Consider the following 21,910-nt stretch of genomic DNA (forward strand, 5'->3'; position numbering starts at 1 on the left):
AGCTGGAGGGGTGTTGCCATCGTGTCCAGTCCCCGCACGGAATCCGTGATGACCATCGGCTACCACGCATCGCATGAGCAGTTCCCGCCCGCCACCTTGCTGGGCCTGGCGCTGCGCGCCGAACAGGCGGGATTCGAGGCCCTGATGTGCTCGGACCACTTCCACCCGTGGACGACCGCGCAAGGGCAGTCCGGCCACAGTTGGGTATGGGCCGGCGCGCTGGCGGTGCAGAGCGCGTTGACCCTGGGCATGGTGACCTGCCCGATGCTGCGCCAGCACCCGGCCTTGGTGGCACAGGCAGCGGCGACGCTGGAGCAGTTGGCGCCGGGCCGGATCTGGCTGGCGCTGGGCACCGGCGAGGCGCTGAATGAGCGCGTTACTGGCCAGCCGTGGCCAGCCAAGCGAGAGCGGCAGAAGGCACTGCGCGATGCGGCCGAGGTGATGCGGCGGCTGTGGGGTGGCGAGCGAGTCGACCACAGCGGTGGCTTCCAGGTGCGCCAGGCACGGCTCTACAGTCGCCCGGCGCTTCCCCTGCCGCTGCTGGGGGCGGCCGTCACCGAGGAAACCGCACGCTGGATGGGGGGCTGGGCCGATGGCCTGATCACCATCAGCCAGCCACTGGCGCAGTTGCGGCGTGTGGTGGCGGCGTTCGAGGACGGCGGTGGCAGGGGCAAGCCGATGTACCTGCAGGCCAAGCTGTCCTACGCGCGCGCCGAGCAGGCGGCGCTGGAAGGTGCGATGGAGCAGTGGAGCGCCAACGTGCTGCCGCCGGAACTGGCCGAAGGGCTGGACCAGCCCGAACAGTTCGAAGCACAGGCCCGATCGGTCAGCGCCGAGGTGGTGCGCCAGCACGTGCATGTCTCGGCAGACCTGGGCCAGCATCGGGCCTGGCTGCAGGAGCTGCAGGGACTGGGCTTCGATCGCATCTACCTGCACAACGTGAACCGCGAGCAGGAACGCTTCATCGATGATTTCGCCGAGCACGTACTGCCTGCGCTGCGCACTCAGGCACCCTCGGCGGCCAGCCACGTATAGCCATGGCCCTGCAGGTAACAGCGGCGATCCTGCAGCTTGGCGCCGCGGCCAACCAGCGTGTTCAACGGACCGCGCAGGGGCACGTCCACCTCGACCGGCTCGTCGCCGAAGTTGATCAGTGCCAGCGCCTGATGGGGTGCCTCACCGTAGCGGAGCATCAGCAGCGCGGGAGATGGCGGGTCGAGCGTGTGAGGACCCTGCTGCAGCACGGGATGAGCATTGCGCTGCTGCAGCAGCTCGCGCACCCGCAGCAGCAGTGAACCTGGCGTCGCGCGTTGCGCCTCGACGTTCACCGTGCGGTAACCGTACGGGCCGTCTGCCGGTGGTGCGCGCCAGGCATGCAGCGGTTGATCGGTAAACCCCGCCGCTGGTCCACCGTGCCAGTGCATCGGCATGCGCACGGCATTGCGCTCTGGCAGCTCCAGGCAGTCACCGAGGCCGATCTCTTCGCCATAGCGGATCACCGGTACCTGGCCCAGCGACAGCAATGCCGCCCAAGCCATACCCTGCCATGCGATGTCGCCCTCCAGCATCGGCGCCAGCCGGCGACGGATGCCACGGCCATAGATGCGCATGCCACGCTCAGGGGCGAAGCGCTCCATCACCGCTTCGCGCTCCTCCGGCTCCAGCTGCTCCAGGTCAAGCTCATCGTTGTTGCGCAGCCAGGCGATGCGGGTGTGCGGCGGCGCCTGCGGTCCGTATTCGGCCATGACCCGGGCCACTTCGCTGGCGTCGCCGCGCGCCAGGGCCAGGAAGAAATGATTGTTGAGGTGGAAATCCAGCAGGTGCGAAAGCCGCCGGCCATGGCAGAGGAAGTCACCGTAGCGCGACGCGGGGACGTCCGCTTCGCCGATCAGCGGCAGGCCTGGCTGCTGCGCGTCTGCCGTGGCGCGCATTTCCTCCAGCAGCCACAGCCCGTCGTCGCGGGGGTCGGCGTGTCGCGCGCGCTCGACCATGTACGGAGCAGCGTCCACGCGGAAGCCGGCCACGCCGCGCTGCATCCAAAACGTCATCACCCGCAGCAGTTCCTCGCGTACCGGCGCATGGGCCAGCTCCAGGTCTGGCTCGTGCCGGTAGAACATGTGCCGGTTGAACGCGCCGGCCTCGGCGTCCCATGTCCAGGCAGAGGCCTCGATCGGCGGGAACATCGGCTGCAGGCCGTCGTCGGGCACGTGGTCGCTCCACAGGTACCAGCGGCGCCATGCCGGGTCGCCCCGCTGCGCGGCGACGAACCACGGGTGGGCGCTGGCAGTGTGCTGCATCACCAGCTCGACGATGATGCCGATACCGCGTGCGGCGGCAGCATCGACCAGGCGCTGGAACGCCGCCTCGTCACCCAGGCGTGGATCGATGCGGTAGTGATCGGTGACATCGTAGCCACCGTCACGGCCGGCGTTGCAGTAGAACGGCAGCAGCCACAGGTGGCTGATGCCGAGCCATTGCAGGTAGTCCAGCTTTTCGGTGATGCCATCCAGAGTGCCCCAGCCGCGCCCATTGCTGTCGCGGAAGAGGTAGGGGTCGACCTGGTAGATCGCGCGCAGCGGACGCACCGCCATTGGGCCGCTCCAGCACCGTTCAAGTGTGACCAGCCTGCTGCGCGACATGGCAGCGGTCCGTGAACCGGACGGCACCGCATCATGACGCGGCATCCACGGCCCCTGCATGCCCGGACGCGCACTGTGAACGCTCACTCGATGCGCCGAGGAGCCTCTAGCCATGTCCCGCCGCAAAACGCTTCGTATTGCGACGTTCAACGTCAACGGCATCGGCACACGCCTGCCGCAGCTGTTGGAATGGCTGCACAGGGAATCGCCGGATGTGGTTGCCCTGCAGGAACTGAAGGCGACCGACGCCGCGTTTCCCGCTGCGGCATTGGAAGAGGCCGGCTACGGTGCACTCTGGCAGGGTGAGGCGCGCTGGAACGGCGTGGCGCTGCTGGCCCGGGGCACCGTGCCGGTCGAGAGCCGCCGCCGATTGCCGGGCGAACCCAAGGATACGCAGAGTCGCTACCTGGAGGCAGCGGTGCACGGCGTCATCGTGGGTGCCCTCTACCTGCCCAACGGCAACCCGCAGCCCGGGCCGAAGTTCGACTACAAGCTGCGCTGGATGGAACGCCTGATCCGGCATGCGCGCAGCCTGGTCGAGCTGCCGCACCCGGCGCTGCTGCTGGGTGATTTCAACGTGATTCCCACCGAAGCCGACGTCTACGACCCCAAGGCCTGGCGCCGCGATGCGCTGTTCCTGCCCGAGGTTCGCGATGCCTTCGAGCGGCTGCTCGCGCAGGGCTGGACCGATGCGCTGCGAAAGGTGCACGGCGACGCCACGATCTACACCTTCTGGGACTATTTCCGCCAACATGCCGAGCGCGACCGTGGGCTGCGCATCGATCATCTGCTGTTGAATCCGATACTGGCGGAGCGACTGAAGGATGCCGGCGTCGACCGCTGGGTACGACTGCAGGAAAAGGCCAGCGACCACGCGCCAGCCTGGGTGACGGTCAGGGCGTGATCAGCGTGCGGCTGGGTCTTCGCGCCGCTCGCGGCGTACCCGCGCGCGGGTGCGGTACAGGCGGCTGTCCGCCTTCTGGATGGTGTCGGCCACGGGTTCGCCGGGCGTGTTGATGGCCGCACCCATCGAGAACGCGCTGGGCGAGAGCGCGGCGTGGTCCTGGTACCAGTGTTCCAGTTCGCTCAACCGGCCATTTTCGGGCGCGACCAGCACCACCATGAACTCGTCGCCACCCAGCCGTACCACGGTCTCGTCCTTGCCCAGCGGCGAGCGCAGGAAGGTGGCGAACTCGACCAGCACGGCATCGCCACGGCGGTGGCCCTGGGTGTCGTTGATGTGCTTGAAATGGTCCAGATCGAACATCACGCACGCCCAGCGCTCGTCAATCAGTTCATCCAGCCGGTGCAGGTAACGCCGGTTGTAGCACTGCGTGAGCGGATCCTTGAAGGACATGTCGCGCAGCTGCTGCTCCTGCATCCTCAGCGCGGTGACGTCCTGCGCATGCCCCAGCACGTAGGGCGGGCTGGCTTCGTTGTCGAGCACGTTGTGGTACGCCCAGTAATGGCGCGTACCATCGGCGGCAATCAGCTCGATCACGCCAGCGTCGGTGTGGTTTGCCTGGATCCGGGCGAGGTAGGCCTTGAAGCCCTCGCGCTTTTCCGGTGGCATCAGGTCACACAGGCTGCGCCCGATCATCTGGCTTTCCTCGAAGCCCAGCGACTGCACCGCCGCCGGATTCACCGAGGTCAATGTCCCGTCCAGCGTGTGGGTGCAGATCAGGCCCAGGCTGTAGTGGAACAGTCGCCGGTAGCGGGTTTCGCTGGCTTCCAGCGCGTCGAGCGCGGCTCGCTCATCCGTGATGTCCTGGATGGCCCCGACCAGGCGCGGATGGCCGTCGACCTGTTGCCGGCTGCCGACCACCCGGGTCCAGATCGCGCGCCCGTCGGCGGTCGTCATTGGCAGCTGCACCTCCCAGGACGTGCCTTCGTCGATGCAACGCTGCACTGCCGCGCGGATGATGTTGCGGCTGTCTTCGCGATAGAACGACAGCGCGGTGTCGAGCGTCGGTTCAAAGTTGCTGCGCACGCCGTGCAACTGCTTGGTCTCGCGGGTCCAGCGCACTTCGTTGGTGACCAGGTCCATCTCCCAGCCGCCCACCCGCGCCGCGCGGTTGGTGCGCTCCAGGAAGTCTTCGCTGCGTTTCAGCTCGCGATGCAGCGCTTTCGCCTGGCCAACCTGCGCCATCAGGGTACTGCGCTGTTCCAGCACCTGGGTGGTGACCCGCGCCAGATGCACCATCAGTTCGCGCTGGGAGGGGGACAGCACGCCGGGCATCGGGTCGAGCAGGCACAGCGTGCCGATACGTGCGCCGTGCGCCGAGCCCAGAGGTATGCCAGCGTAGTGGCGGATGCGCGGCCCACCCGTCACCAGCGGATTGGTGGAAAAGCGTGGGTCCTGGCGCGCATCGGGTATCTCGAACAGCTCGTCCTGGCGTATGGCATGGGTGCAGAAGGAAATTTCGCGAGCCGTCTCGCTGACGCCCTCAAGGCCGATGTTGGCCTTGAACCACTGGCGGTCTTCGGCCACCACGGTGATCAGGCCCATCGTCAGGCCGGTCGCGGCGCGGGCGGCGGCGACGATGGCATCGAACACCGGCTCCGGGGGCGTATCCAACAGGTGCAGTCGTTCGATTTCGAGCAGTCGTTCGGCTTCGTCCATGGCGCTTTTCAGGGCTGGGTGGCGAGGGCGGTTGCGGCGGCTGTCTTGGATCACGGTAGTGCGTGCGGCGTTATGTATCGCCATGGCAGGGTGATGCCGGCGTGAGGCGCGCGCACCGGCTCAGTGTTGCCGGAGCGATGCCTGCAAGGCGGTAGCCAGCGCGGCATCACCGGACACCAGGTCCTGCCAGCGCAGCGTGATGCCCTTGCGGCGCCCCTTTTCAACCAGCTTCAGTCCTTCGGGGTCCACGATGAGGGTGTAGGGCTGGCCATCGATGTCCAGTTCGCGTCGCAGCGGTTTGTCGAGCGGGGTCATCATCGTTTCCTCGCCGGGGAGAGAGCGCGGCGTGGCTGTATCGATACGTGACGATGATCACGGACGTGCCAGCGCCAGGGGAAATCAACAGCGCGGGTGATGCCGATGCGGGGCCCGACCACTGGATCCTCCGGCGGCGGCACGCCGTCGCTGACGATGACAATGCCGTGGTTGCCGGTCACCAGATCAGCGCCGTCGAAGCTGCGGTCCAGCCCGAAGGCCTGCGAGAGCTTGCCGGGCCCGCTGGCCAGATCGTGGTCGCGGCGCGCGGCGGGACGCAGTTCGCGCATGCGCTCCAGGCCCACCAGCGGCTCGATGGCCCGCAGCAGCACCGCCACGCCTTCACCCACTTCGCCGCAGACAACGTTGCTGCCCCAGTGCATCCCGTAGGTGAAATAGACATACAGGTGGCCGGCCTCACCGAACATGCTGGCCGTGCGCGGCGTCTGCCCGCGATAGGAGTGTGCGGCCGGATCGACACTGCCCGCGTAGGCTTCGACTTCAACGATGCGACCGGCCCGGCCATCGTCACGGACCAGGAGCTTGTTGAGCAGCTCGGGCGCAACCTCGACGGGCGGGCGCCGGTAGAAGCTGCGCGGGAGGATCTGAAGAGAGGCAGGCAACCAATCCGGCACGGTAGAGGCAGGCTCGGGCAAACGGTGATGGCACTGTGGCATCAGGCAGGTGAAACGGGCGCAGACGCAGTGTCATTGCTGCGCAGGACCGGCGGCCAGTGCGGCTCTCCGTGCGGCATAGACCTCCGGCGTCTGTGGCTTGATGAACAGTGCCACCAGTTCCGGATACTCGCGCTTCACCGCCGTTTCGATGCGGGTGATGCAGGCTTCGATCTGCGGGGTCCGCCGGTCATCCTCGAACTCGGCGCTGAGCATGGCCACGACCTGTTCCGGGCCCATCTGCATGGTGGTCACGCCATTGGCGCGGCGCAGGTCTGGATCGGTTTCCGCCACGGCCATGATCCGCTCGGCCACCGCCGGGTGGGCCGGCTCACCCACCAGCAGTCCCTTGGTTTCGCGTGCGAGAAGAAAGGCGGTGGCGGCAAGCACGCCCGCGATGCACAGCGACGCCACACCATCAAGCACCGGCATGTCCAGGATCTGTGCGGCCACGAGCCCGATCAGTGCGAAACCCAGGCCCAGCAGGGCCGCGCTATCCTCCAGCAGCACGGTAAAGGTGGAAGGATCCTTGCTGCGGCGGAAGGCTTCGAAGTAGCCAAGCTTGCCCTTGGTACGCCGGAACTCGCGCAGCGCCACCCACCAGGAGGCACCCTCGAACAGGATGGAGATGCCCAGCACGCTGTAGCTCAACGCGTGGTTGGTGGCCGGCTCCGGCTGGCGGATGTGCTGGATACCTTCGTAGGCCGACACACCGGCGCCGGCAGCGAACACCAGCAGGGCGACGATGAAGCTCCAGAAGTACAGTTCGCGGCCATAGCCGAACGGATGTACCGGGTCCGGCGCCTTGCCGGCGCGGCGCAGCCCGTACAGCAGCAGCACCTCGTTGAGGGTGTCGACCAGCGAATGCACGCCTTCGCTGAGCATGGCCGAGCTGCCGGAGATGCCGGCGGCGATGAACTTGGCGATCGCAATGGCGAGGTTGCCCGCGAGCGCGGCATAGATGACAAGGCGGGAACCGGTGGGAGCGGACATGTCAGCAGCGGGGCACGGTGGACGGCTGATCTTCGCGGTCTGCCCGTGCCCATCGCGTGCACGTCGCGGTCAACGCCCCCTGGGATTGAGATAAAGCCGGGCTCCATCCGGCTCGCGGAACCCCGACCAGCGCCCGCCTCCTGACGCGCGGAAGCGCCCGAATACGGTGTTGTTGGTATCGGTCAGCAGCAGCTGGTTGCCCGACAGTACCCAGCGGTTGGCCGAGAAGAAGCCGTCCGGGCAGCCGGCAGGCACGTAGGCGCTGTAGCCACCGAACCACTCACTGTTCTTCAGCTCGATGGTGCAGGTGCTGCCGTTCTCCTGGCCCAGCGTCCAGCTGCCGAACAGATCGCTGTCGCGCACATCGCGGTCGCCGCGGTGGCGGTCATGGTTCCAGTCGTCGTTGTCGTCGTGGAAACCGAAGCCCACGTCGATCTCCTTGCTTTCGGTGCGCGACTCGGACTGGGAGCTGCCACTGGTGGTGGTCTGCGTGGTCATCGAACCACTGGTCTGGGTCTGGGTGCTGCTGGATTGCGTGGTGTGGTCGGTGTGGGTGGTCTGTTCGCCGAAGCCGAACGAAGCGTCCTGGGCAAGGGCGGGCAGGGCCAGGAAGTACAGCGCCGACAGGCAGCTACGGGCAAGCAGAGCAGCCATCGCAGGATCCTCGGAAGGGTGGATCGCGCGAGTATCGAACCGGTGGGGTGGGAGACGGTGTGAGGGCGCGCCCTGAGGCAAGCCAGCCAAGAACAGGTGCTGTCCGCTGAAGGGTAGTGCCGGCCGCTGGCCGGCTCCCCTTTGACGCCCAGAGCCGAAGGAATGCCGGCCCGCGGCCGGCACCTCCCGCAGCCAGGCATGGCTTGGCTCTACTGGTCGGGTTTCACCCTTACCACCCGTTTCCGGTACTCGTACACGTTGTCACCGCGGATGCGCTTTTCCTCGGTGCCGGTGACCCGGCCCACCTGCTGGTCCGAACCGGTCACGGGCTGTGCCTCGATTTCGGTCTCGTGCTCGAAGGAATGCGATTTGTCGGTGTTGCGGTAATAGCGGTACAGCGCCCAATACAGCGCGGTCGCGCCGGCTGGACCTGCCGCCAACAGCCAGAGTCCACTGTCGTCGCTCATGTCGATGCTACCAGGAAGGCAATTGCGAGGGCTTCAATGATGGTGCCGGTGGCCAGTGCCGCCAGCAGCATCTTCCATTGCTGCACGGGCACGCTGCCCATGGTTTCGCCGGTACGGCCGTTCACCGCGATGTAGTGCAGCATGCCGCCGTTCTTTCCGGGCTGGTGATACGAGTACAACCACACCGGCAGGTACATCGACACCCAGCGCGTTCCATGCACCTCCAGCTGTTCCTGTTCCCAACGCACGCCACGGTTGTAGCGCCTCACCGAACCTTCCACCTGTGCGCGGGCAATCGACAGAAGCTGGTCTTCCAGCCGCGGCCGCAGCTTTTCCACGTCGAGATTGCGTTTTTCAGAGGTGAAGCCGGCCAGGTACGAAGCGTTCCATTTCACCGCGTTCTTGGTGTCGAATGGCAGGATGGTGTTGATGATGTTGTTGGTGTTGGCCCGGGTATCCAGATTGCCGCGCTCGGCCGAGGATTCCAGGGGCAGGTCATCAACGGTGAAATCGACCTGGCGTTCGACCTGGTAGACATCTGCGTCGTACAGGGTGCGCTTGTTCTTCTCGGTGCCGACCGTGTATTGCCGGGTCTGGATCTCGCCCTTGCCGGCCACGGCCGCGCTGACATTGCTGTCGACGATCATGTAGGGCAGGAACACGCCCACCACGTTCTCCGGGGTGAACTGATCCTTGAATGCCTTCAGCGCGAACATGCGGCGCTTGTCGACGAACTGGCGGATGCGCGCGACCGCATCGTCCTTCTTGATATGGAAGGGCAGCACCGCATCGGGCACCGCGCCGTTGGCGATCTGCTCGTTGACGCCGAAGACGTGGCGGCACCAGTGGCAACGCGCCGTCATCGTACTCTCGGTATTGACCGTGACTTCGGCGCCGCACCCGGTGCACTTGAACGTCATCAGTGCCGAGGTGTCGGCATCGATGTCACGCGCGCCGGAGGCGATGACCGTACCACGCAGCTGGTCGATGGCTTCGCCAAGGCCGAATTCTTCCTCGACCCGCGCGCCATGCCATCCGTGACGGCAGTACAGGCAGACCAGGATATCGGTCCCGGCTTTGGGCCGGATGTCGGTGGCGCCGCACTTCGGGCAGCGGTTGAGACCGTCCTTCAGCTCGCTGGCCGAGGTATCGATGGCCACAGGATCGGGCGCTTCCACTTCATCGCGGATGGCCTGCGGCAGCTTCGAGGTGTCCAGCGGGAAGCTGCCGGGCAGGGGAGGGACGTCCTGCGGCGAACCGGGCCCATCCAACGACGCCGCCGGCAGGGGCGGCGGCGTCGCGGGCACGGATCCGGGCAGCGGCGGTGGGCCGTTTCTGGGATCGGACATGTGGGTTGTGCGTTCTGCTGTTACAGGCCCAGTGCCTTGGCTTTCAGGGCGTCATAGTCGCCCTGGGTGATCAGGCCCAGGTCCAGCATTTCCTTTGCCTTCTTCAGCTTGGCCACCGGGTCATCCGCAGCCGGGGTGACCGGCTGCTGCATGCCGCCCACACCGAACATGCCCGAGGCCATGCCGACCCCGACTAGGCCCGCCGCACCGCCGTTCTCGCCGGCCGACTGGATGCCCTGGGCGACGCTGGCCTGCAGGTTGGAATTGCCGCGCGAACCGGACAGCGCATCGGCGCGCTGCACGGTCTTCAGCAGTTCGCGGGTGTTGGCGTCGTACTCGATCGAGACGATGGCGGTCTTGACGATGGCCAGGCCGCGGTCGGACTTCCACTGGTAACCCTGCTCGACGGCGGCGGACAGGCTCTGCGCGAAGCCCAGCGAGTCCTGCTGCAGCTTGGTGATGCGGTTGCCCTTGCCCGGATCGTTGGTATACAGGCTGAAGGCCGGGGCCAGCGAACCGACCACTTCATTGAACAGTTGGCTGGCAGCGGCGTTGTCCAGATCGGTGAAGTCGAACACCTGGCCCGGCCGCAGGTAGCTGGCCGGCACGAAGTTCTTCACAAACAGGATCGGGTCGACGATCTTCAGGGTGTACGAGCCACGGGTGACCGCGCCTACCTGGGTGTTGAGGAAACCGTCGTCCCAGTAGATTTCCGACTGGGTGCCGAAGCGGTTGTCCGGCAGTTCCTTCAGCGAGACGAAATAGGCCGCCTGCTGCGAACCCGGCTGGCCGCCAAACTTGAAGCGTTCCCAGCTCTGCTTGATGAAGGTGCTGACCAGGCCGTCGCCGGCGAAGATCGACTGCGAGTTCAGGTCGTCCGAACGCCATTCGTAGCCACCCGGTTCGGCGACGAAGGCGGTGATCGCGCCGTCCTGGAGCAGCAGCAGGCCGTAACCTTCGGGCACGATGATCTTCGAGCCGTTGGTGATGATGTTGGACGAGCCGCTGGTGTTGGAGCCGCGGCCGGCATTGGTGCCCTGCGGCACCGCCGCGAACAGGGCGGCCGTGGACGGCAGGCCCGCCGGCACGGTGTAGAAGTCCTTCCACTGGTCGGCCAGCACACCGCCAACCGCCCCCTTCACCGCCTGTACCAGACCCATGACCAACTCCCTGTGATTCGAAGGCAGGCACCATGCCTGCCGAGCTGGACTGAATATAGCAGCGGTGGAGGACGGCAGTAGTGCCGGAACATGAATCCGGATCAGCGCCGGCCAGTGCCGGTTGGCCCGGCCCGTACCGCCTGCAGCACGGCCGCCATGTCCAGCGCCCCCGATCCGGACGCCAGTGCCTGTGCGAACAGCGCGTCGCTGGCGTCGATCAAGGGCGCATGCATGCCCACCTCATGGGCGGCAGCGGCTACCAGCCCACTGTTCTTGCGCACGTCGGTGATCGACGCCTGCACGCTGAAGTCACCACGGATCATTTTGTCCAGCTTGATTCGCGATACTTCGCTGGCCATCGGCCCTGCGTTGAGCACCTGCGCGAAGCGGTCAAGCTCGATGCCGTGTGCTTCGGCGAAGTACACCGCTTCGGCCAAGCCGGTGACCAAGGTGATCAGGTACAGGTTCACCGCCAGTTTCATGCGCAGTGCGGACGGCACTGCACCACAGCACACCGTTTGCCTGCCCATCGGTGCAACCAGTGGGGCGGCTGCCGCGAGGTCGACATCGGCACCGGCCAGCAGGATCACCAGTTGCGCCGCTTCGGCCTGCACGCGTGAGCCAGACACCGGCGCTTCCACGTAGCGGCCGCCCGCGGCACGGATCTGTTCGGCCAGCGCCTGTGAGTAGGCTGCCGAGCTGGTACCCATGTTGATCAGCAGGCGGCCCTCGACCCGCTCGCCAAACGCCGCGCCATGCCGATCGAGCACGCTGTCGATGGCATCGTCATTGGCCAGCATCAGGATGAGGGTGTCGCAGGCCGCGAATACCTCGTCCACCGCCTCGCAGACGTTGATGCCGGCGGTGCGCGCGGCCGCATGGTTGCGGTCGGAGCGCGACCAGCCGCATACCTCGTAACCTGCGCGAGCCAGATGGGCCGCCATGGGCGTTCCCATCACTCCAAGTCCCAGGAATCCGATGCGCATGATGGACGTCCGCTGGCCGCAGAGCGCCCATCATGCCATGGGCAGTGGCCGCTAGAGCATGTAAGGAATCTTGAACGCCAGCGTGAAGTCCGGTGCGTCCGGGGTCAGTCCGATGCCCAGCAACGTTACCAGCGTGGTGTGCTGGTTCAACGCATAGGTCACGCCCAGGTTCAGTGATGCCGCATTGGCGTCACTGCCGATCACCTTCATCCACTTGCCACCCTGGAAGCGGGTGGAGGCGCGGGCGCTGATGCGGTCGCTGAAGGACAGGCTCAGGCTGGTCCGCTCGTTGAATGCGAAGGCCACCCCAGCACCGAAGTACACCGAGCCGCCCAGCTTCACGTCGCCTGGGTTGACCGTATCCGGATTGCTGTCGATGTCGCTGAAGCCGCGAGGGATGGAGTGCACGTACCCGATGTTGGCGAACAGGATGGCCGGGTCAGCGGTCTTCACCATCGACAGGCCGAGGTTGGCCTGCCATACGCCGTTGCCGGTGGGTTGCTCGCGCGGCACGGCGAAGCGGATGTAGTCGTCGTCATCGCGTTCGATCACCTTCCAGTCCAGGCCGTAGGGCGCGCGCCCGGTGGGGGCGGTGACACCGGCCGTGAGCACGGTCTCAGGGCGCCAGCCGCGTTCGCCGAACAGCCGGTAGTTCGCGCTCAGGCCAATGTCGCCCAGGCCGTTGCCGTTGGTCTGCTCCTGCGCGACGGCGGCCGCTGCACCGCCCGCGCCGCCTTTCTGGTACACGGTGCGCCGCGCCAGGTAGGGCACATCCAGGTTGAGGGTCAGGTTCGGGCTGACGCCCCAGCGGGCTGCCACGTTATAGGTCAGCGAGTCGGACTCCACGTTCTCGATGGCGATATTGCCGAGGAAGATCGCGTCCAACGCGAGGAAGCCGTTGAGGGTGAGCTGCTTGCGGTCATAGCGGGCGTAGGTGAGGCTGTTCTCGACGGTGAAGCGACGGGAGAACAGGGCCGATTGCTGCTGCTTCGCGTCGTCCACGCTGCGCCGCGACTCCTGCCTGGCCTGCTGGGCCTCGGCAGCGGTACTGGCGTAGCCCTCGCTGCTCGGTGGAACCGCGGCGGCCGCCGCCTGCGCCAATGGCGCGGCCGGTGGGGTCGAAGCCGGGCCAACCCGCCCGCCCAGGCGCGCCTGCATGGCCTGCACCTGCATGTCCAGTTCGCGCAGCCGCCGCACTTCCTGTGCGTAGTTGGCTTTCAGCTGTTCCAGCTGGTTGGCCAGGGCCTGCACGTCGGCGCCATCGTCAGGCGTCGGCGGCACGGCAAGGGCGGTGCCCGCCAGCGCCGCCAGCGCCAACGGGGTGATCCTCATCAGGGTGTGCATGTTCGTGTCCTGCGTTGTGGAGCGTTTCCCCCAATGCCAGGCCCTGCTACTGGCCCGGCCCCATGCCGCGGTTCAACGCAATCGCCTGGGCCACGTTCTGGCTCAACGGCAGATTGCCGCCCACGGCGTTGCGCACCAGCTCCAGCCGCAGCTGGTTGCTGGCGATCTGGCCGTCACCGGTAAGGGCGATGCCCTGGCCGACGCTGCCATTGCGGATCCACTGCTGCACCAGCCCCTGGCCATCCACCTGCAGCAGCAGGTGTGCCTGGTTGCCTTCCAGCACGGCCGTCGCGCTGGCGCCGGCCGGCTGCGCGGTGACGTTGCCTGCGCCATCAGAGAGAACAGCCGGCACGCCACCCTCGCGGACGGTCAGCGTGGTGACGTTGCGCGCGACATTGCCATCGCCGGCCACCTGCACGCTCTGCACCAGGCCGCTGGCATTGGCCAGGCCGCTGCTGTCGATGCTGCGTCCGTGGGTATCGGGCAGCGGCGCATCGGCTGCCGTGACATGCACGCTGGGCTGGAAGCTGAGCTTCGGCGCGCCAGCACCACGGAAGTCCATGCCCAGGGTCAGGCTGCCCTGCAGGGTCGTGCCGTTGCTGGCCTGCCACTGCGACACCATGGTGACCCCGAACCAGGCAACGTTGTTGCCACCCACGGTGTAGCGCCCCCGCATCAGGCTCAGCTCCGGGTCGGGGATTTCCGTGAGTCCACGCCCCGTCCTGCCGTCGGCGGCCTGCAGGGGCAGGGCAGGGGCCATCAGCAGCAGAGCCATCCATACGTGTTGACGGAACATGGTCGTACCTCCTCAGAACAGGTCGGCGTGGCTGAAGCCGAAGTCGACCAGTTCGGCATCGGTGATCGGCCCTTGCCGCGCGTAGAGCGCGCGGGCGCTTGGCCGTTCGCTGGGTTGCAGAAGAACGGTGTTGCGATCGAAGTCGCTGCCGATCACCACGAAGACCGCGCGCGATGGCCAGGCGGCCAGGAACTCCGGCAGCGCCAGGCTGCGGTTGCCGAGGATCGGGTCAGCCACTTCCACGATGCCGTTGCGCACCTGCTTGAGCACCACGAAATGGCGGAAGCCGCGCACGTCCATCAGCACCAGTCCTGGCACGCGAAGGGTGCGCAGTCGTGTTTCATCGATGCGGTAGCCCCGGCCACGCATGCCGAGCGATTCCACGTAGCGCTTGATGTCGAGCAGGGAGAAGCCGCGTTCGGCCACCAGCGCTGGATCGGAGACCCCCATCATTCCTTCGATCACCGTCGCTTCGTCGGTCTGCAGGTGATAGGCATGGCGCAGGATGGTCGCCAATGCGGCTGCCCCGCAGCTGTAATCGGTGTGCTGGCGCACCACGTTGCGGTAGCGCCGCTCCTGCATGCTTTCGACCTTCTGCTGCAGCAGCGCGCCGTTGGGCAGCACGCCGGCGAAGTGGACCTCGCCGGCCCACGCCGATGCGGTGCCCAGCAGCCACAGGCAGGCCAGCAGGCGCATCGATGGAGGGCAACGGATCATCTACGTTCTCCGGCAGCAGGGGGGAGCCCCCGTTCCAAGGGGGAGGAGGAACAGGGGCTCCCGGGGACCCGGCCATTGGCGGACGGCCGGGGTGTTGCGCTTACTCGCCGCTGCCACCACCGCCGCCGGTGCTGGGCTGGGCGACTGCCAGGGCCAGGCTGTTGGCCTGCAGGTTGCCGGTGCCCGCAGCAACGTTCACGCCGATGTTGCCGGAGGCGCCCGAGAAGGCACTGCCGGACAAGGCCGAGGTGTTGGTCGCATTGACGTTCACCCACCGCGTGGTGCTGACCGTGCCGCTGAGGCTGGCATACAGGTCAGCCACGCCCAGTTCGACGAACTGGCTGGTGCCACTCTCACGCGTATCGAAGCCCAGGCCGCCCACCCCTGGCCGGTTGGGGTTCATCGTGGCGTTCTGGATCTGGTTGTCCAGATCGATATGGCCGGTGCTGTTGCCACCCGGGTGCGGCAGCTCGCCACTCCACGTATCCAGGTAGTAGTTGGCCATCTGGTAGGCGTTGCCGGTGCCGCGGTAGGTGCCCGCGCCATAGGCCAGTGTCAGGCCGCTGACGCCGCCACGCATGCCGACCTGCACGGTATCGGTGTAGGACTGCACGAAGCCGGCGTTGCTGACCGTGTTGCCGGTGGAGACCTGGTTGGAGCTGATGCTCGACTGAGCCACCGCCGTGGTCGCGACCGAGGCCGCGAGGGCGTTCTTCTGCTCGTTGTTGTTGCCCGAGGCGATGTTCACGCCGATGTTGCCGGACGCGCCGCCAAAGGCGTTGCCGCTGAGACCTGCGGCGTTGGTGACACCGGAGTTCATGGTGGCGTTGCCGAAGCCGGCCTGGTTGACGAATACCTCGGCGTCGGCCATGCCGAAGCTGAAGGACGCATCGGCCGCAGATAGTGAGGCCGCGTTGTCCTGCGCATTGTTGTCGCCGGAGACGACATTGAAGCCCAGATTGCCCGAGGCACCGGCGCCGACGCTGTCACCGATCGACGCGCTGTTGGTGACCAGGCTGTTGCTGGTGGCGTTGTTGCTGATCGACTGCCGGTTGTCGATCACGGCAATGGCCGCCGAGTCGAGGTCGATGTCGCCGGTGATGTTCGGGTCGCCGGAGAAATTGATGTCGGTGCTCAGGCGCAGGTCCTTCTCCAGGTTCACGTCGACGCCGTGGTTGTTCTTTTCCTTGCGTTCGTCGGCCTGGATGTTGCTGTGCTTCTGCACGTTGACGTTGACGGTGCGGTTGCGCACGTCGTTGTCGGTGTGGTTGTGCGTGTCGTTGCGGGTCTCGCTGACGGTGTGGTTGTGGTTGATGTTCGCGTTGGCGTTCTGGTTGTCCCAGCCATTGGCCGCAGCGGCGGTCGAGGCAGTGGCAATCGCCATGGCGAGCATGGTCTTTTTGACGGTCGCCTTCATGGTGCCCTCTCTCTCATCAGGTGGTGCATCGGTTGGGTGGTTGTCACGGGCGGTCCTGCACGACCAGGCCCAGTACGTTGGCCGTGTCGTTGCCGTTGCCCGCGATCTGATTGAGTTGCAGGACCCCGTCGAATCCCCGCAGTGCGGTGCTGGCTACACCGGCGCTGCGGGTGCCCGTCGCGACGCCGTAACCGGTGTCGTCCCGCCCCCCTGCCAACGCGGAACCCTCGGCGGCCAAGGCCGTATCGTCGGTTTCGCGTATGCCCTGTCGGGCCAGCGTCGCGCTGACGACGTTGAGCGTCGTGTTGGCGATGCCGCCGGCCTGGTTGATGGATGCGATGCCACTGGCACCGGCCAGTGCGTCACCGCCAATGAACGCGGTGGCCTGCAGCGGCCCGGACAGCACGCGGTTGCCCTGCTGCAGTTGCCGGGCATTGATCGCCACGTCGGCGCGATCGCCCTTGGCGATACCCCGCAGGTTGGCCTGCACGTTGAGGTCGCCGGCGGCCTGGTTGACGGCGATGGCACCTGTCGCCCCGGCCAGTGCGTGGCCGTCGATGCGGGCCACGTCGAGATAGGCGAGCATGCCGCTGTAGTCATCGGCCCGGGTCGCCCAGGGCGCGGCAGCGAGCAGCAGAAGCAAGCCGTGCAGGGCCTTCATTTTCCACCTGCCGGGGCCGTGCCCTGCAGGGGGAACTGGGCCAGTGCGCCGCGCACGGTATCGGCGATACCGCGGGTGCTGCTGCCGACCGCACCGAGCGGACCGCTCATGGCGCCCCCTAGGTTGCTGCCGACCATGCCATCGCCACCGCGGCCAAGCGTGCCGCCCAGGGCCTGCTGGGTGACCCGTTCAACGGTAGTGCCGCCCGGTGTCGCGACGGACGCTGCCTGGCCGGCACCCATGCCGGCATAGTCCTCATCGCTCAACTCGTCCATGCCGTTCGTCGTGCCACCGGCGCCCAATGCGGTGGCGATCTCGCGCTGTGGCTTCGGGTCGGCAATCAGGGCCATGCCCGGTGGTGCCATGCGATAGGCCGGCCGCGCGGAGACGTCCCGCAACAGGACGATTTCGCCCGGCTGTGCCTTCACGCCCTGGCGGGCGCCGGACGCGGATGCGCCCGTGCCAACCAACAGCAGGGCGATTGCCAGTGCTGCGGCCAGGCCGCGAACCAGGGTGGTGCCGTCCATGCCGATCTCCCGCGATGGGTGCGGCGGAACCACGCATCAACCGTGCCAACCTGGAAGTGCCCACCCGCGAATGTCGGGACCGTGCAGCACCTGACCGTGCTGCTGCCACGGTGTTACAGGCACGTCGGGGAATTGTCGGGATTTCGAAGCGCCAGGCACCGCAGGGCAAGGGTTGCGGGCGACTGTCGCATCGGTGTTACAGGTGCCGTCGCCGTCTGCTACGGTGCCGCTTCAGTCAGGAATTTCTTGACGCACTGCTCATTGCGCCGCCGTTTAGGGAAGCGCTAGGATCCGCCCAACAAAGCCACCCCGGTGGCCGTAGAGGTCCCGGCGGAGGGCGGCACGCCGGTGATTGCCTGACAGTCCGCCGACGGTGTCCGGATGCTGGGGGAAGCATGGCAGCGGTCCCGGAGGCTTCTACGTCACGTTGCGTGCTCTGGTTTGGCGAGCCGTTGGCGAACGAGCGCAGTGCGCTGGCGGCAGCGGGCTGGCATGTGCGCAGCATCCATCCCGATCCCGCCATGGCGATTGGCCTGCGCGGGCGCGATCGATTGCTCGCCGTACTCGATCTGCGCCATCTCGATGCGGCGTCGCTGCAGCTGCTGGAACCGTGGATCGAGCAGCACCAGCATCTGCCCTGGCTGGCGGTACTGCCACCGGGCGCCGGACCCACATCGCCGGCCTGGCTGCCGTTGCTGCAGCGATGTGGCGCGCGCTTCACGCTGCCGTTCGGCCTTCAGGATCTGGTCTGCGCAATGCGCCAGCAGTTCGATGCGGATGATCCGCCTGTCGATGCAACCTGCAGTGGGCACGGACCGCACGCGCTGATTGGCGAAAGCGCCGCGCTGCATGCGGTGCGCACGGTGCTGCACAAGTTCGCGCCGGTGGAACTGCCGGTGCTGGTCACCGGCGAAACCGGTACAGGCAAGGAACTGGCTGCACATGCGCTGCATGCGCTGTCGGGGCGCGCCGGCAGGCCTTTCATTGCGGTGAACTGTGGTGCGATTCCGGCCAGCCTGGTGCAGTCGGAGCTGTTCGGCCACGAACGTGGCTCGTTCACCGGTGCCGACAAGCGGCAGATCGGTGTGTTCGAATCCGCCCATGGCGGTACGGTGTTTCTTGATGAGGTAGGCGATCTGCCGGCAGAAGCGCAGACCAGCCTGCTGCGCGTGCTGCAGGAGGGGACCTTCGAGCGCGTGGGCAGCAGCCAGCCGCTGCGCGCGGACGTGCGGGTACTTGCCGCGACCCACGTCGAACTGGAACACGCGGTGGCGCAGGGGCGGTTCCGCAGCGATCTCTACTACCGCCTGAACGTGCTGCGCCTGCTGATGCCACCGCTGCGCGAGCGCGGTGCCGACGTGCAGCTGCTGGCCGAGCACTTCCTGCGCTGCTTCCGGTTGCGCCACAGCGTGCGTGCACGCGGCTTCGCACCGGCCGCACTGCAGGCGATGCGGCGCTTCGACTGGCCCGGCAACGTACGCGAACTACTGAACCGTGTGCAGCGTGCAGCGATCATGGCCGAAGGCGAGCTGATCAGTGAGCGTGACCTGGAGCTGGGCGCATCGGTAGCGGCCCTGCCCGCGGCGATGCTGCACGATGCGCGCGGCCAGGCCGAGCGCGATGTACTGCTGCAGACCCTGCGCCAGACCGGCTACAACGTCTCCGAGTGCGCGCGGCAGATGCAGATATCGCGGGTCACGGTGTATCGCCTGTGCCGCAAGCACCGGTTGGAACTGCCTGCACAGCGCTGATCAGCCGGCCGCCAGGTGCTTGAACAGGCGCAACGGTTTGCCCGCGACGCGCTCGATCACGCCCTTGGCTTCCAGGTCCAGCTGCACGGCCTTCAACCACCAGCCGGCGGTGGCACCTGCCGGGAACAGCGCGGCGGGCAGGTGTGGCAGCAGTGCCTGTTTCGCCTGCGCGACGGTCAGGCCGGGCGGTTGCGCGGGCAGCGCCCGCAGCAAGGCATGGCGCATGGCGAGGTACTTGGCGCGATCCACGCGCTGGATGTGCCCGGGCGTGGTGATGCTTTCGATCTCGATCCGTCCTGGCTCAGGCATGGGCATCTCCCGCGACCTCGATGCGTGGGCTGCGGAAGCCCATGGCGATCCACGCCTTCATCAACCGCGCATAGAAGCGCAGCGACCGGGTTTTCAGGTTCGGCACATCGTCAGGAAGCACAGACGCATCAGGAAGATCGCTGACCATGGTCCGCATCTCCACGGCAGGTCTTGTCGATGCCGGCCACAACAGGCCATACAGGCTCAGCCAATGGCCGCCGCTGAACTCCAGGAAGAGCGGCGTATTGCAGCAGCCGGCCAGCACGCGGCGGCTGCCGCCCCTGCTGGACAATCGCAAGGCACGCAGCATGGAATGCCCGGCATCGATGCTGACGCGATCCTTGCGGTGCATTACGAAGAGCGTCTAGCCGTGCGGGCCCAGCACGTCCGGTGCTCGGGGCATCGACTGCAGCATGGCGCCGGCCTTGCGGCAGCTGTCGCAGCAGCATTCGACGGTGGCAATGGATTGGCCCGTGGCGGTCAGGCGTACCTGGCCGCAGGCGCAGGCAAGGGACTGGTGTGAGGCCATCTGCGTTTTCTCCTGGGGTAGTCATCCTCTCGATGAACCGGGGCGCGGAAAATCGACAACATCTGCCTTCAAGGGCGCATCATCCGATAGCGGATGCGGTACAGGTCCAACCCTGCACCGTCCGCGCGCCGCGCCGAATAGGTCAAGGTGTCGGATTGCGAGCCATCCAGCATCGCGCCGTAGCTGTCGCCGGAGGCCTCGTTCAAGGGGGAGGGCAATGCAAGGCCCGCGTCATACCGGCCTCCACGCTCGTAGGCGATGAACTGGCGTACCGGTGCACTGCCGAAGTCCAGGGCGCGGGCAAACACCAGCGTCCGGCCGTCGCCCAGGAAGGTGGCATCGAACTCCTGCGCTGCGGTATTGAGGTCTCCCGGCAGCGGCCGTGCCGGCTGCGCCATGTCACGGACCATCGCTGCGACGTAGAGGTCATGGCCACCCGCACCGCCTGCGCGATCGCTGGAGAACAGCAGCGTGGCTGCGTCCGGCGAGAGCATCGGCGCGAATTCATCGGCCGCGCTGTTCACTGCCGGGCCAAGATTGACCGGCTTCCCGAATCGACCGTCGCTCCCAATGCTGACCCGGTACAGATCGTCGCCGCCCAGGCCGCCTGCGCGATCCGAACAGAAATACACCACGCGGCCATCGGCGGAAAAAGCGGGATCGAAGTCGCGCCCCGGCGAGTTGAACGGCACCGGCGTCGCCGGCCGCCAGCGCTGCCCCTCGTTGCGGGAGACCCAGATGTCATACCCACCCGGCCCACCGGGCCGGTTGCGGCTGAACCACAGTGCGGTTTTTCCGTCCGGGCTCAAGGTCAGTCGAATCTCGTCGTATTGCGTGGATGCAACGCCCGGGGCAAAGCGCTCGGCGGGGCCGACGATCCGCAGCGCCCTGGATGGCGACGCGGGAGGCGACGCAGCAACCAGCAGCATCACGGCCAGCAGCGCCTTCATGCCTGTCGCTCGAAGTCGCTGACCCAGTTGGTTTCCCAACTGCGTCCACCATCGGTCGAGGCCGCCTGTTCCCAGCGCGCCGAGCGCGGGGTGATGCGTGACCAGATCACCCGCGTCTGGATTGATCGACCGTCGTGCTGGTCTTCGCCGAAGAAGCGGCCGACACCGGCCTGGAAACCACCACGCAGTGGCGCGCCGATCCGGGTTGGCTCCCGGCCATCCAGCCACCAGCTCAGCCAGTGCTGCTCCGCCGCATTCCAGGCACGGATGCCCATGCCGCGCAGCGGTGCTCCAGGCACGTCCATCAGGTTGTCACCCACGTTGCCGAATCCTCCCAGGACCGGCCAGTTGTGCAGGGTGCCGTTGAACGCGTTCCACGCGTCGCTGCCTGCCAGCCGAGCGCGCAGGCGACGATGGCGCACGTTCCAATGGCCCACCAGGAAATCAAAGTCGCCCGGTGCATCCGGCAGCTTCGGAAGCGGAGAGGGGGCCGCAGCAGTTCGGCGGAACCAGTTGCGCCAGTTCACTTCCCAGTGCGCACCGGCATCGTCGGAGAACGCCTGTTCCCACCACGGCTCCTCGCCGTGGATGTCATGCCAACGGAACCAGACCTCGACGGGGCGCCCGTCGATCCGGTCGGTGCCGCGGAAGCTGCCGGCATCGCCCTTGAAAGCGCCGCGCACAGGGGCTTCCATATGGGCAGGGTTGCGACCATCGATCCACCAGATCGACCACGTGGAAGACACCGGATCGAATGCACGCACGCCCAGGCCCCTGTAGGGGCCCGAAGGCAGCGCCATGACGTTGTCATCGATGGTGCCGAGTCCGCCCAGGGTGAGCCAGACCGCGCTGGAACCGGTGAAGGACTCCCATCGGGTATCGCCGACCAGGCGCTCCTTCAGGCGTCGGTGCCGGACCTGCCAGTTGCCCTGCAACCATTTCCAGTCTTCGCTGTGGCTGGGCAGGGCCCACCCGGAGGGCAGCGCCGTAGATGCCGCCGCGGCGGCCAGGGTGGCCAGGAACTGCCGTCGATCCATGTGCGTGATCCC

General features: G+C 66.9%; 24 protein-coding genes and 1 pseudogene. 3 read left to right on the forward strand and 22 right to left on the reverse strand.

The features are described 5' to 3' along the window. Positions 1-48 precede the first annotated feature (48 nt). On the forward strand, positions 49-1,035 hold the full coding sequence (locus R5H29_RS19630) for a TIGR03885 family FMN-dependent LLM class oxidoreductase (RefSeq protein ID WP_332329686.1): 987 nt from the start codon (positions 49-51) through the stop codon (positions 1,033-1,035). Here the strand turns inward: R5H29_RS19630 and R5H29_RS19635 are convergent. Further along, the gene (locus R5H29_RS19635) at positions 1,005-2,591 is read right to left on the reverse strand and encodes an alpha-amylase family glycosyl hydrolase (RefSeq protein ID WP_332329687.1); all 1,587 of its coding nucleotides are present in this window, start codon (positions 2,589-2,591) and stop codon (positions 1,005-1,007) included. The two genes, R5H29_RS19630 and R5H29_RS19635, sit on opposite strands and share 31 nt — an antisense overlap. A 160-nt stretch (positions 2,592-2,751) precedes the next feature. Between R5H29_RS19635 and xth the strand changes: the two genes are divergently transcribed. Then, the gene (gene xth / locus R5H29_RS19640) at positions 2,752-3,543 is read left to right on the forward strand and encodes an exodeoxyribonuclease III (protein WP_332329688.1); all 792 of its coding nucleotides are present in this window, start codon (positions 2,752-2,754) and stop codon (positions 3,541-3,543) included. On the opposite strand, the gene R5H29_RS19645 is transcribed toward xth, so the two are convergent. The 16 genes and pseudogenes from R5H29_RS19645 to R5H29_RS19720 all read right to left on the reverse strand — a co-directional run bounded on the left by R5H29_RS19645 (position 3,544) and on the right by R5H29_RS19720 (position 17,322). After that, the gene (locus R5H29_RS19645) at positions 3,544-5,262 is read right to left on the reverse strand and encodes a PAS domain S-box protein (protein ID WP_329858971.1); all 1,719 of its coding nucleotides are present in this window, start codon (positions 5,260-5,262) and stop codon (positions 3,544-3,546) included. A gap of 120 nt (positions 5,263-5,382) precedes the next feature. Continuing rightward, a complete protein-coding gene (locus R5H29_RS19650) occupies positions 5,383-5,577 on the reverse strand; it encodes a hypothetical protein (RefSeq protein ID WP_019659790.1) in 195 nt (64 codons plus the stop codon). Beyond that, entirely contained in the window at positions 5,577-6,212 is a 636-nt protein-coding gene (locus R5H29_RS19655; protein WP_026346997.1) for a DNA-3-methyladenine glycosylase, read from the reverse strand. The genes R5H29_RS19650 and R5H29_RS19655 overlap by 1 nt, the downstream gene beginning before the upstream one ends. A gap of 72 nt (positions 6,213-6,284) precedes the next feature. After that, on the reverse strand, positions 6,285-7,244 hold the full coding sequence (locus R5H29_RS19660) for a cation diffusion facilitator family transporter (protein ID WP_227844304.1): 960 nt from the start codon (positions 7,242-7,244) through the stop codon (positions 6,285-6,287). 69 nt (positions 7,245-7,313) lie between these two features. After that, positions 7,314-7,898: an AprI/Inh family metalloprotease inhibitor gene (locus R5H29_RS19665; RefSeq protein WP_332329689.1), complete on the reverse strand. Its 585-nt coding sequence runs from the start codon at positions 7,896-7,898 to the stop codon at positions 7,314-7,316. 209 nt (positions 7,899-8,107) lie between these two features. Continuing rightward, the gene (locus R5H29_RS19670) at positions 8,108-8,365 is read right to left on the reverse strand and encodes a hypothetical protein (RefSeq protein WP_046983345.1); all 258 of its coding nucleotides are present in this window, start codon (positions 8,363-8,365) and stop codon (positions 8,108-8,110) included. Then, positions 8,362-9,714 (reverse strand): TFIIB-type zinc ribbon-containing protein, encoded by a 1,353-nt coding sequence (locus tag R5H29_RS19675; RefSeq protein ID WP_332329690.1) that lies wholly within the window; start codon positions 9,712-9,714, stop codon positions 8,362-8,364. Before R5H29_RS19675 ends, R5H29_RS19670 begins: the two co-directional genes overlap by 4 nt. 20 nt (positions 9,715-9,734) lie before the next feature. Then, entirely contained in the window at positions 9,735-10,874 is a 1,140-nt protein-coding gene (locus R5H29_RS19680) for an SPFH domain-containing protein (protein WP_227844307.1), read from the reverse strand. A gap of 101 nt (positions 10,875-10,975) precedes the next feature. Continuing rightward, entirely contained in the window at positions 10,976-11,404 is a 429-nt protein-coding gene (locus R5H29_RS19685; RefSeq protein WP_306341177.1) for an NAD-binding protein, read from the reverse strand. Continuing rightward, a pseudogene (locus R5H29_RS19690) lies at positions 11,393-11,866 on the reverse strand (NAD(P)-dependent oxidoreductase); the annotation flags it as partial. The gene R5H29_RS19685 and the pseudogene R5H29_RS19690, both read right to left, overlap by 12 nt. Before the next feature lie 45 nt (positions 11,867-11,911). Continuing rightward, positions 11,912-13,204, reverse strand: a complete 1,293-nt coding sequence (locus R5H29_RS19695) for a transporter (protein ID WP_164143794.1) — start codon at positions 13,202-13,204, stop codon at positions 11,912-11,914. A 46-nt stretch (positions 13,205-13,250) separates the two neighbouring features. After that, positions 13,251-14,000, reverse strand: coding sequence for a hypothetical protein (locus tag R5H29_RS19700; RefSeq protein WP_021202351.1), 750 nt, complete (start codon positions 13,998-14,000; stop codon positions 13,251-13,253). A 12-nt stretch (positions 14,001-14,012) separates the two neighbouring features. After that, positions 14,013-14,717 (reverse strand): C39 family peptidase, encoded by a 705-nt coding sequence (locus R5H29_RS19705; protein ID WP_049481097.1) that lies wholly within the window; start codon positions 14,715-14,717, stop codon positions 14,013-14,015. A gap of 100 nt (positions 14,718-14,817) precedes the next feature. Next, positions 14,818-16,134: a hypothetical protein gene (locus R5H29_RS19710; RefSeq protein WP_049409613.1), complete on the reverse strand. Its 1,317-nt coding sequence runs from the start codon at positions 16,132-16,134 to the stop codon at positions 14,818-14,820. 43 nt (positions 16,135-16,177) lie between these two features. Further along, the gene (locus R5H29_RS19715) at positions 16,178-16,795 is read right to left on the reverse strand and encodes a hypothetical protein (protein ID WP_332329691.1); all 618 of its coding nucleotides are present in this window, start codon (positions 16,793-16,795) and stop codon (positions 16,178-16,180) included. Next, a complete protein-coding gene (locus R5H29_RS19720; protein ID WP_332329692.1) occupies positions 16,792-17,322 on the reverse strand; it encodes a hypothetical protein in 531 nt (176 codons plus the stop codon). Before R5H29_RS19720 ends, R5H29_RS19715 begins: the two co-directional genes overlap by 4 nt. 395 nt (positions 17,323-17,717) lie before the next feature. Between R5H29_RS19720 and R5H29_RS19725 the strand changes: the two genes are divergently transcribed. Further along, positions 17,718-19,073 (forward strand): sigma-54 dependent transcriptional regulator, encoded by a 1,356-nt coding sequence (locus R5H29_RS19725; protein WP_332329693.1) that lies wholly within the window; start codon positions 17,718-17,720, stop codon positions 19,071-19,073. Here R5H29_RS19725 and R5H29_RS19730 read toward each other — a convergent pair whose 3' ends face one another. The 5 genes from R5H29_RS19730 to R5H29_RS19750 all read right to left on the reverse strand — a co-directional run bounded on the left by R5H29_RS19730 (position 19,074) and on the right by R5H29_RS19750 (position 21,898). Beyond that, a complete protein-coding gene (locus R5H29_RS19730; RefSeq protein WP_019337410.1) occupies positions 19,074-19,382 on the reverse strand; it encodes a DUF6958 family protein in 309 nt (102 codons plus the stop codon). Further along, a complete protein-coding gene (locus R5H29_RS19735; protein WP_332329694.1) occupies positions 19,375-19,692 on the reverse strand; it encodes a hypothetical protein in 318 nt (105 codons plus the stop codon). The genes R5H29_RS19730 and R5H29_RS19735 overlap by 8 nt, the downstream gene beginning before the upstream one ends. Before the next feature lie 54 nt (positions 19,693-19,746). Then, entirely contained in the window at positions 19,747-19,911 is a 165-nt protein-coding gene (locus R5H29_RS19740) for a hypothetical protein (RefSeq protein ID WP_332329695.1), read from the reverse strand. A gap of 68 nt (positions 19,912-19,979) precedes the next feature. Further along, positions 19,980-20,861 (reverse strand): hypothetical protein, encoded by an 882-nt coding sequence (locus R5H29_RS19745; RefSeq protein WP_332329696.1) that lies wholly within the window; start codon positions 20,859-20,861, stop codon positions 19,980-19,982. Then, complete coding sequence (locus tag R5H29_RS19750) at positions 20,858-21,898, reverse strand: hypothetical protein (RefSeq protein WP_332329697.1); 1,041 nt, start codon at positions 21,896-21,898, stop codon at positions 20,858-20,860. Before R5H29_RS19750 ends, R5H29_RS19745 begins: the two co-directional genes overlap by 4 nt. Positions 21,899-21,910: the final 12 nt, after the last annotated feature.

It is taken from the genome of Stenotrophomonas sp. A3_2 (assembly GCF_036624925.1).
Lineage (GTDB): Bacteria > Pseudomonadota > Gammaproteobacteria > Xanthomonadales > Xanthomonadaceae > Stenotrophomonas > Stenotrophomonas hibiscicola.

What these genes read in the sequence shown, in the direction of transcription:
- R5H29_RS19700 (WP_021202351.1), bottom strand. Translation starts at nt 14,000, where the DNA reads ATGTTCCGTCAACACGTATGGATGGCTCTGCTGCTGATGGCCCCTGCC.
- R5H29_RS19750 (WP_332329697.1), bottom strand. Translation starts at nt 21,898, where the DNA reads ATGGATCGACGGCAGTTCCTGGCCACCCTGGCCGCCGCGGCGGCATCT.
- R5H29_RS19710 (WP_049409613.1), bottom strand. Translation starts at nt 16,134, where the DNA reads ATGAAGGCGACCGTCAAAAAGACCATGCTCGCCATGGCGATTGCCACT.
- R5H29_RS19630 (WP_332329686.1), top strand. Translation starts at nt 49, where the DNA reads ATGACCATCGGCTACCACGCATCGCATGAGCAGTTCCCGCCCGCCACC.
- R5H29_RS19665 (WP_332329689.1), bottom strand. Translation starts at nt 7,898, where the DNA reads ATGGCTGCTCTGCTTGCCCGTAGCTGCCTGTCGGCGCTGTACTTCCTG.
- R5H29_RS19645 (WP_329858971.1), bottom strand. Translation starts at nt 5,262, where the DNA reads ATGGACGAAGCCGAACGACTGCTCGAAATCGAACGACTGCACCTGTTG.
- R5H29_RS19730 (WP_019337410.1), bottom strand. Translation starts at nt 19,382, where the DNA reads ATGCCTGAGCCAGGACGGATCGAGATCGAAAGCATCACCACGCCCGGG.
- R5H29_RS19685 (WP_306341177.1), bottom strand. Translation starts at nt 11,404, where the DNA reads ATGGGCAGGCAAACGGTGTGCTGTGGTGCAGTGCCGTCCGCACTGCGC.
- R5H29_RS19650 (WP_019659790.1), bottom strand. Translation starts at nt 5,577, where the DNA reads ATGACCCCGCTCGACAAACCGCTGCGACGCGAACTGGACATCGATGGC.
- R5H29_RS19635 (WP_332329687.1), bottom strand. Translation starts at nt 2,591, where the DNA reads ATGGCGGTGCGTCCGCTGCGCGCGATCTACCAGGTCGACCCCTACCTC.
- R5H29_RS19740 (WP_332329695.1), bottom strand. Translation starts at nt 19,911, where the DNA reads ATGGCCTCACACCAGTCCCTTGCCTGCGCCTGCGGCCAGGTACGCCTG.
- R5H29_RS19715 (WP_332329691.1), bottom strand. Translation starts at nt 16,795, where the DNA reads ATGAAGGCCCTGCACGGCTTGCTTCTGCTGCTCGCTGCCGCGCCCTGG.
- R5H29_RS19695 (WP_164143794.1), bottom strand. Translation starts at nt 13,204, where the DNA reads ATGCACACCCTGATGAGGATCACCCCGTTGGCGCTGGCGGCGCTGGCG.
- R5H29_RS19735 (WP_332329694.1), bottom strand. Translation starts at nt 19,692, where the DNA reads ATGCTGCGTGCCTTGCGATTGTCCAGCAGGGGCGGCAGCCGCCGCGTG.
- R5H29_RS19680 (WP_227844307.1), bottom strand. Translation starts at nt 10,874, where the DNA reads ATGGGTCTGGTACAGGCGGTGAAGGGGGCGGTTGGCGGTGTGCTGGCC.
- R5H29_RS19720 (WP_332329692.1), bottom strand. Translation starts at nt 17,322, where the DNA reads ATGGACGGCACCACCCTGGTTCGCGGCCTGGCCGCAGCACTGGCAATC.
- R5H29_RS19705 (WP_049481097.1), bottom strand. Translation starts at nt 14,717, where the DNA reads ATGATCCGTTGCCCTCCATCGATGCGCCTGCTGGCCTGCCTGTGGCTG.
- R5H29_RS19670 (WP_046983345.1), bottom strand. Translation starts at nt 8,365, where the DNA reads ATGAGCGACGACAGTGGACTCTGGCTGTTGGCGGCAGGTCCAGCCGGC.
- R5H29_RS19745 (WP_332329696.1), bottom strand. Translation starts at nt 20,861, where the DNA reads ATGAAGGCGCTGCTGGCCGTGATGCTGCTGGTTGCTGCGTCGCCTCCC.
- R5H29_RS19675 (WP_332329690.1), bottom strand. Translation starts at nt 9,714, where the DNA reads ATGTCCGATCCCAGAAACGGCCCACCGCCGCTGCCCGGATCCGTGCCC.
- xth (WP_332329688.1), top strand. Translation starts at nt 2,752, where the DNA reads ATGTCCCGCCGCAAAACGCTTCGTATTGCGACGTTCAACGTCAACGGC.
- R5H29_RS19660 (WP_227844304.1), bottom strand. Translation starts at nt 7,244, where the DNA reads ATGTCCGCTCCCACCGGTTCCCGCCTTGTCATCTATGCCGCGCTCGCG.
- R5H29_RS19725 (WP_332329693.1), top strand. Translation starts at nt 17,718, where the DNA reads ATGGCAGCGGTCCCGGAGGCTTCTACGTCACGTTGCGTGCTCTGGTTT.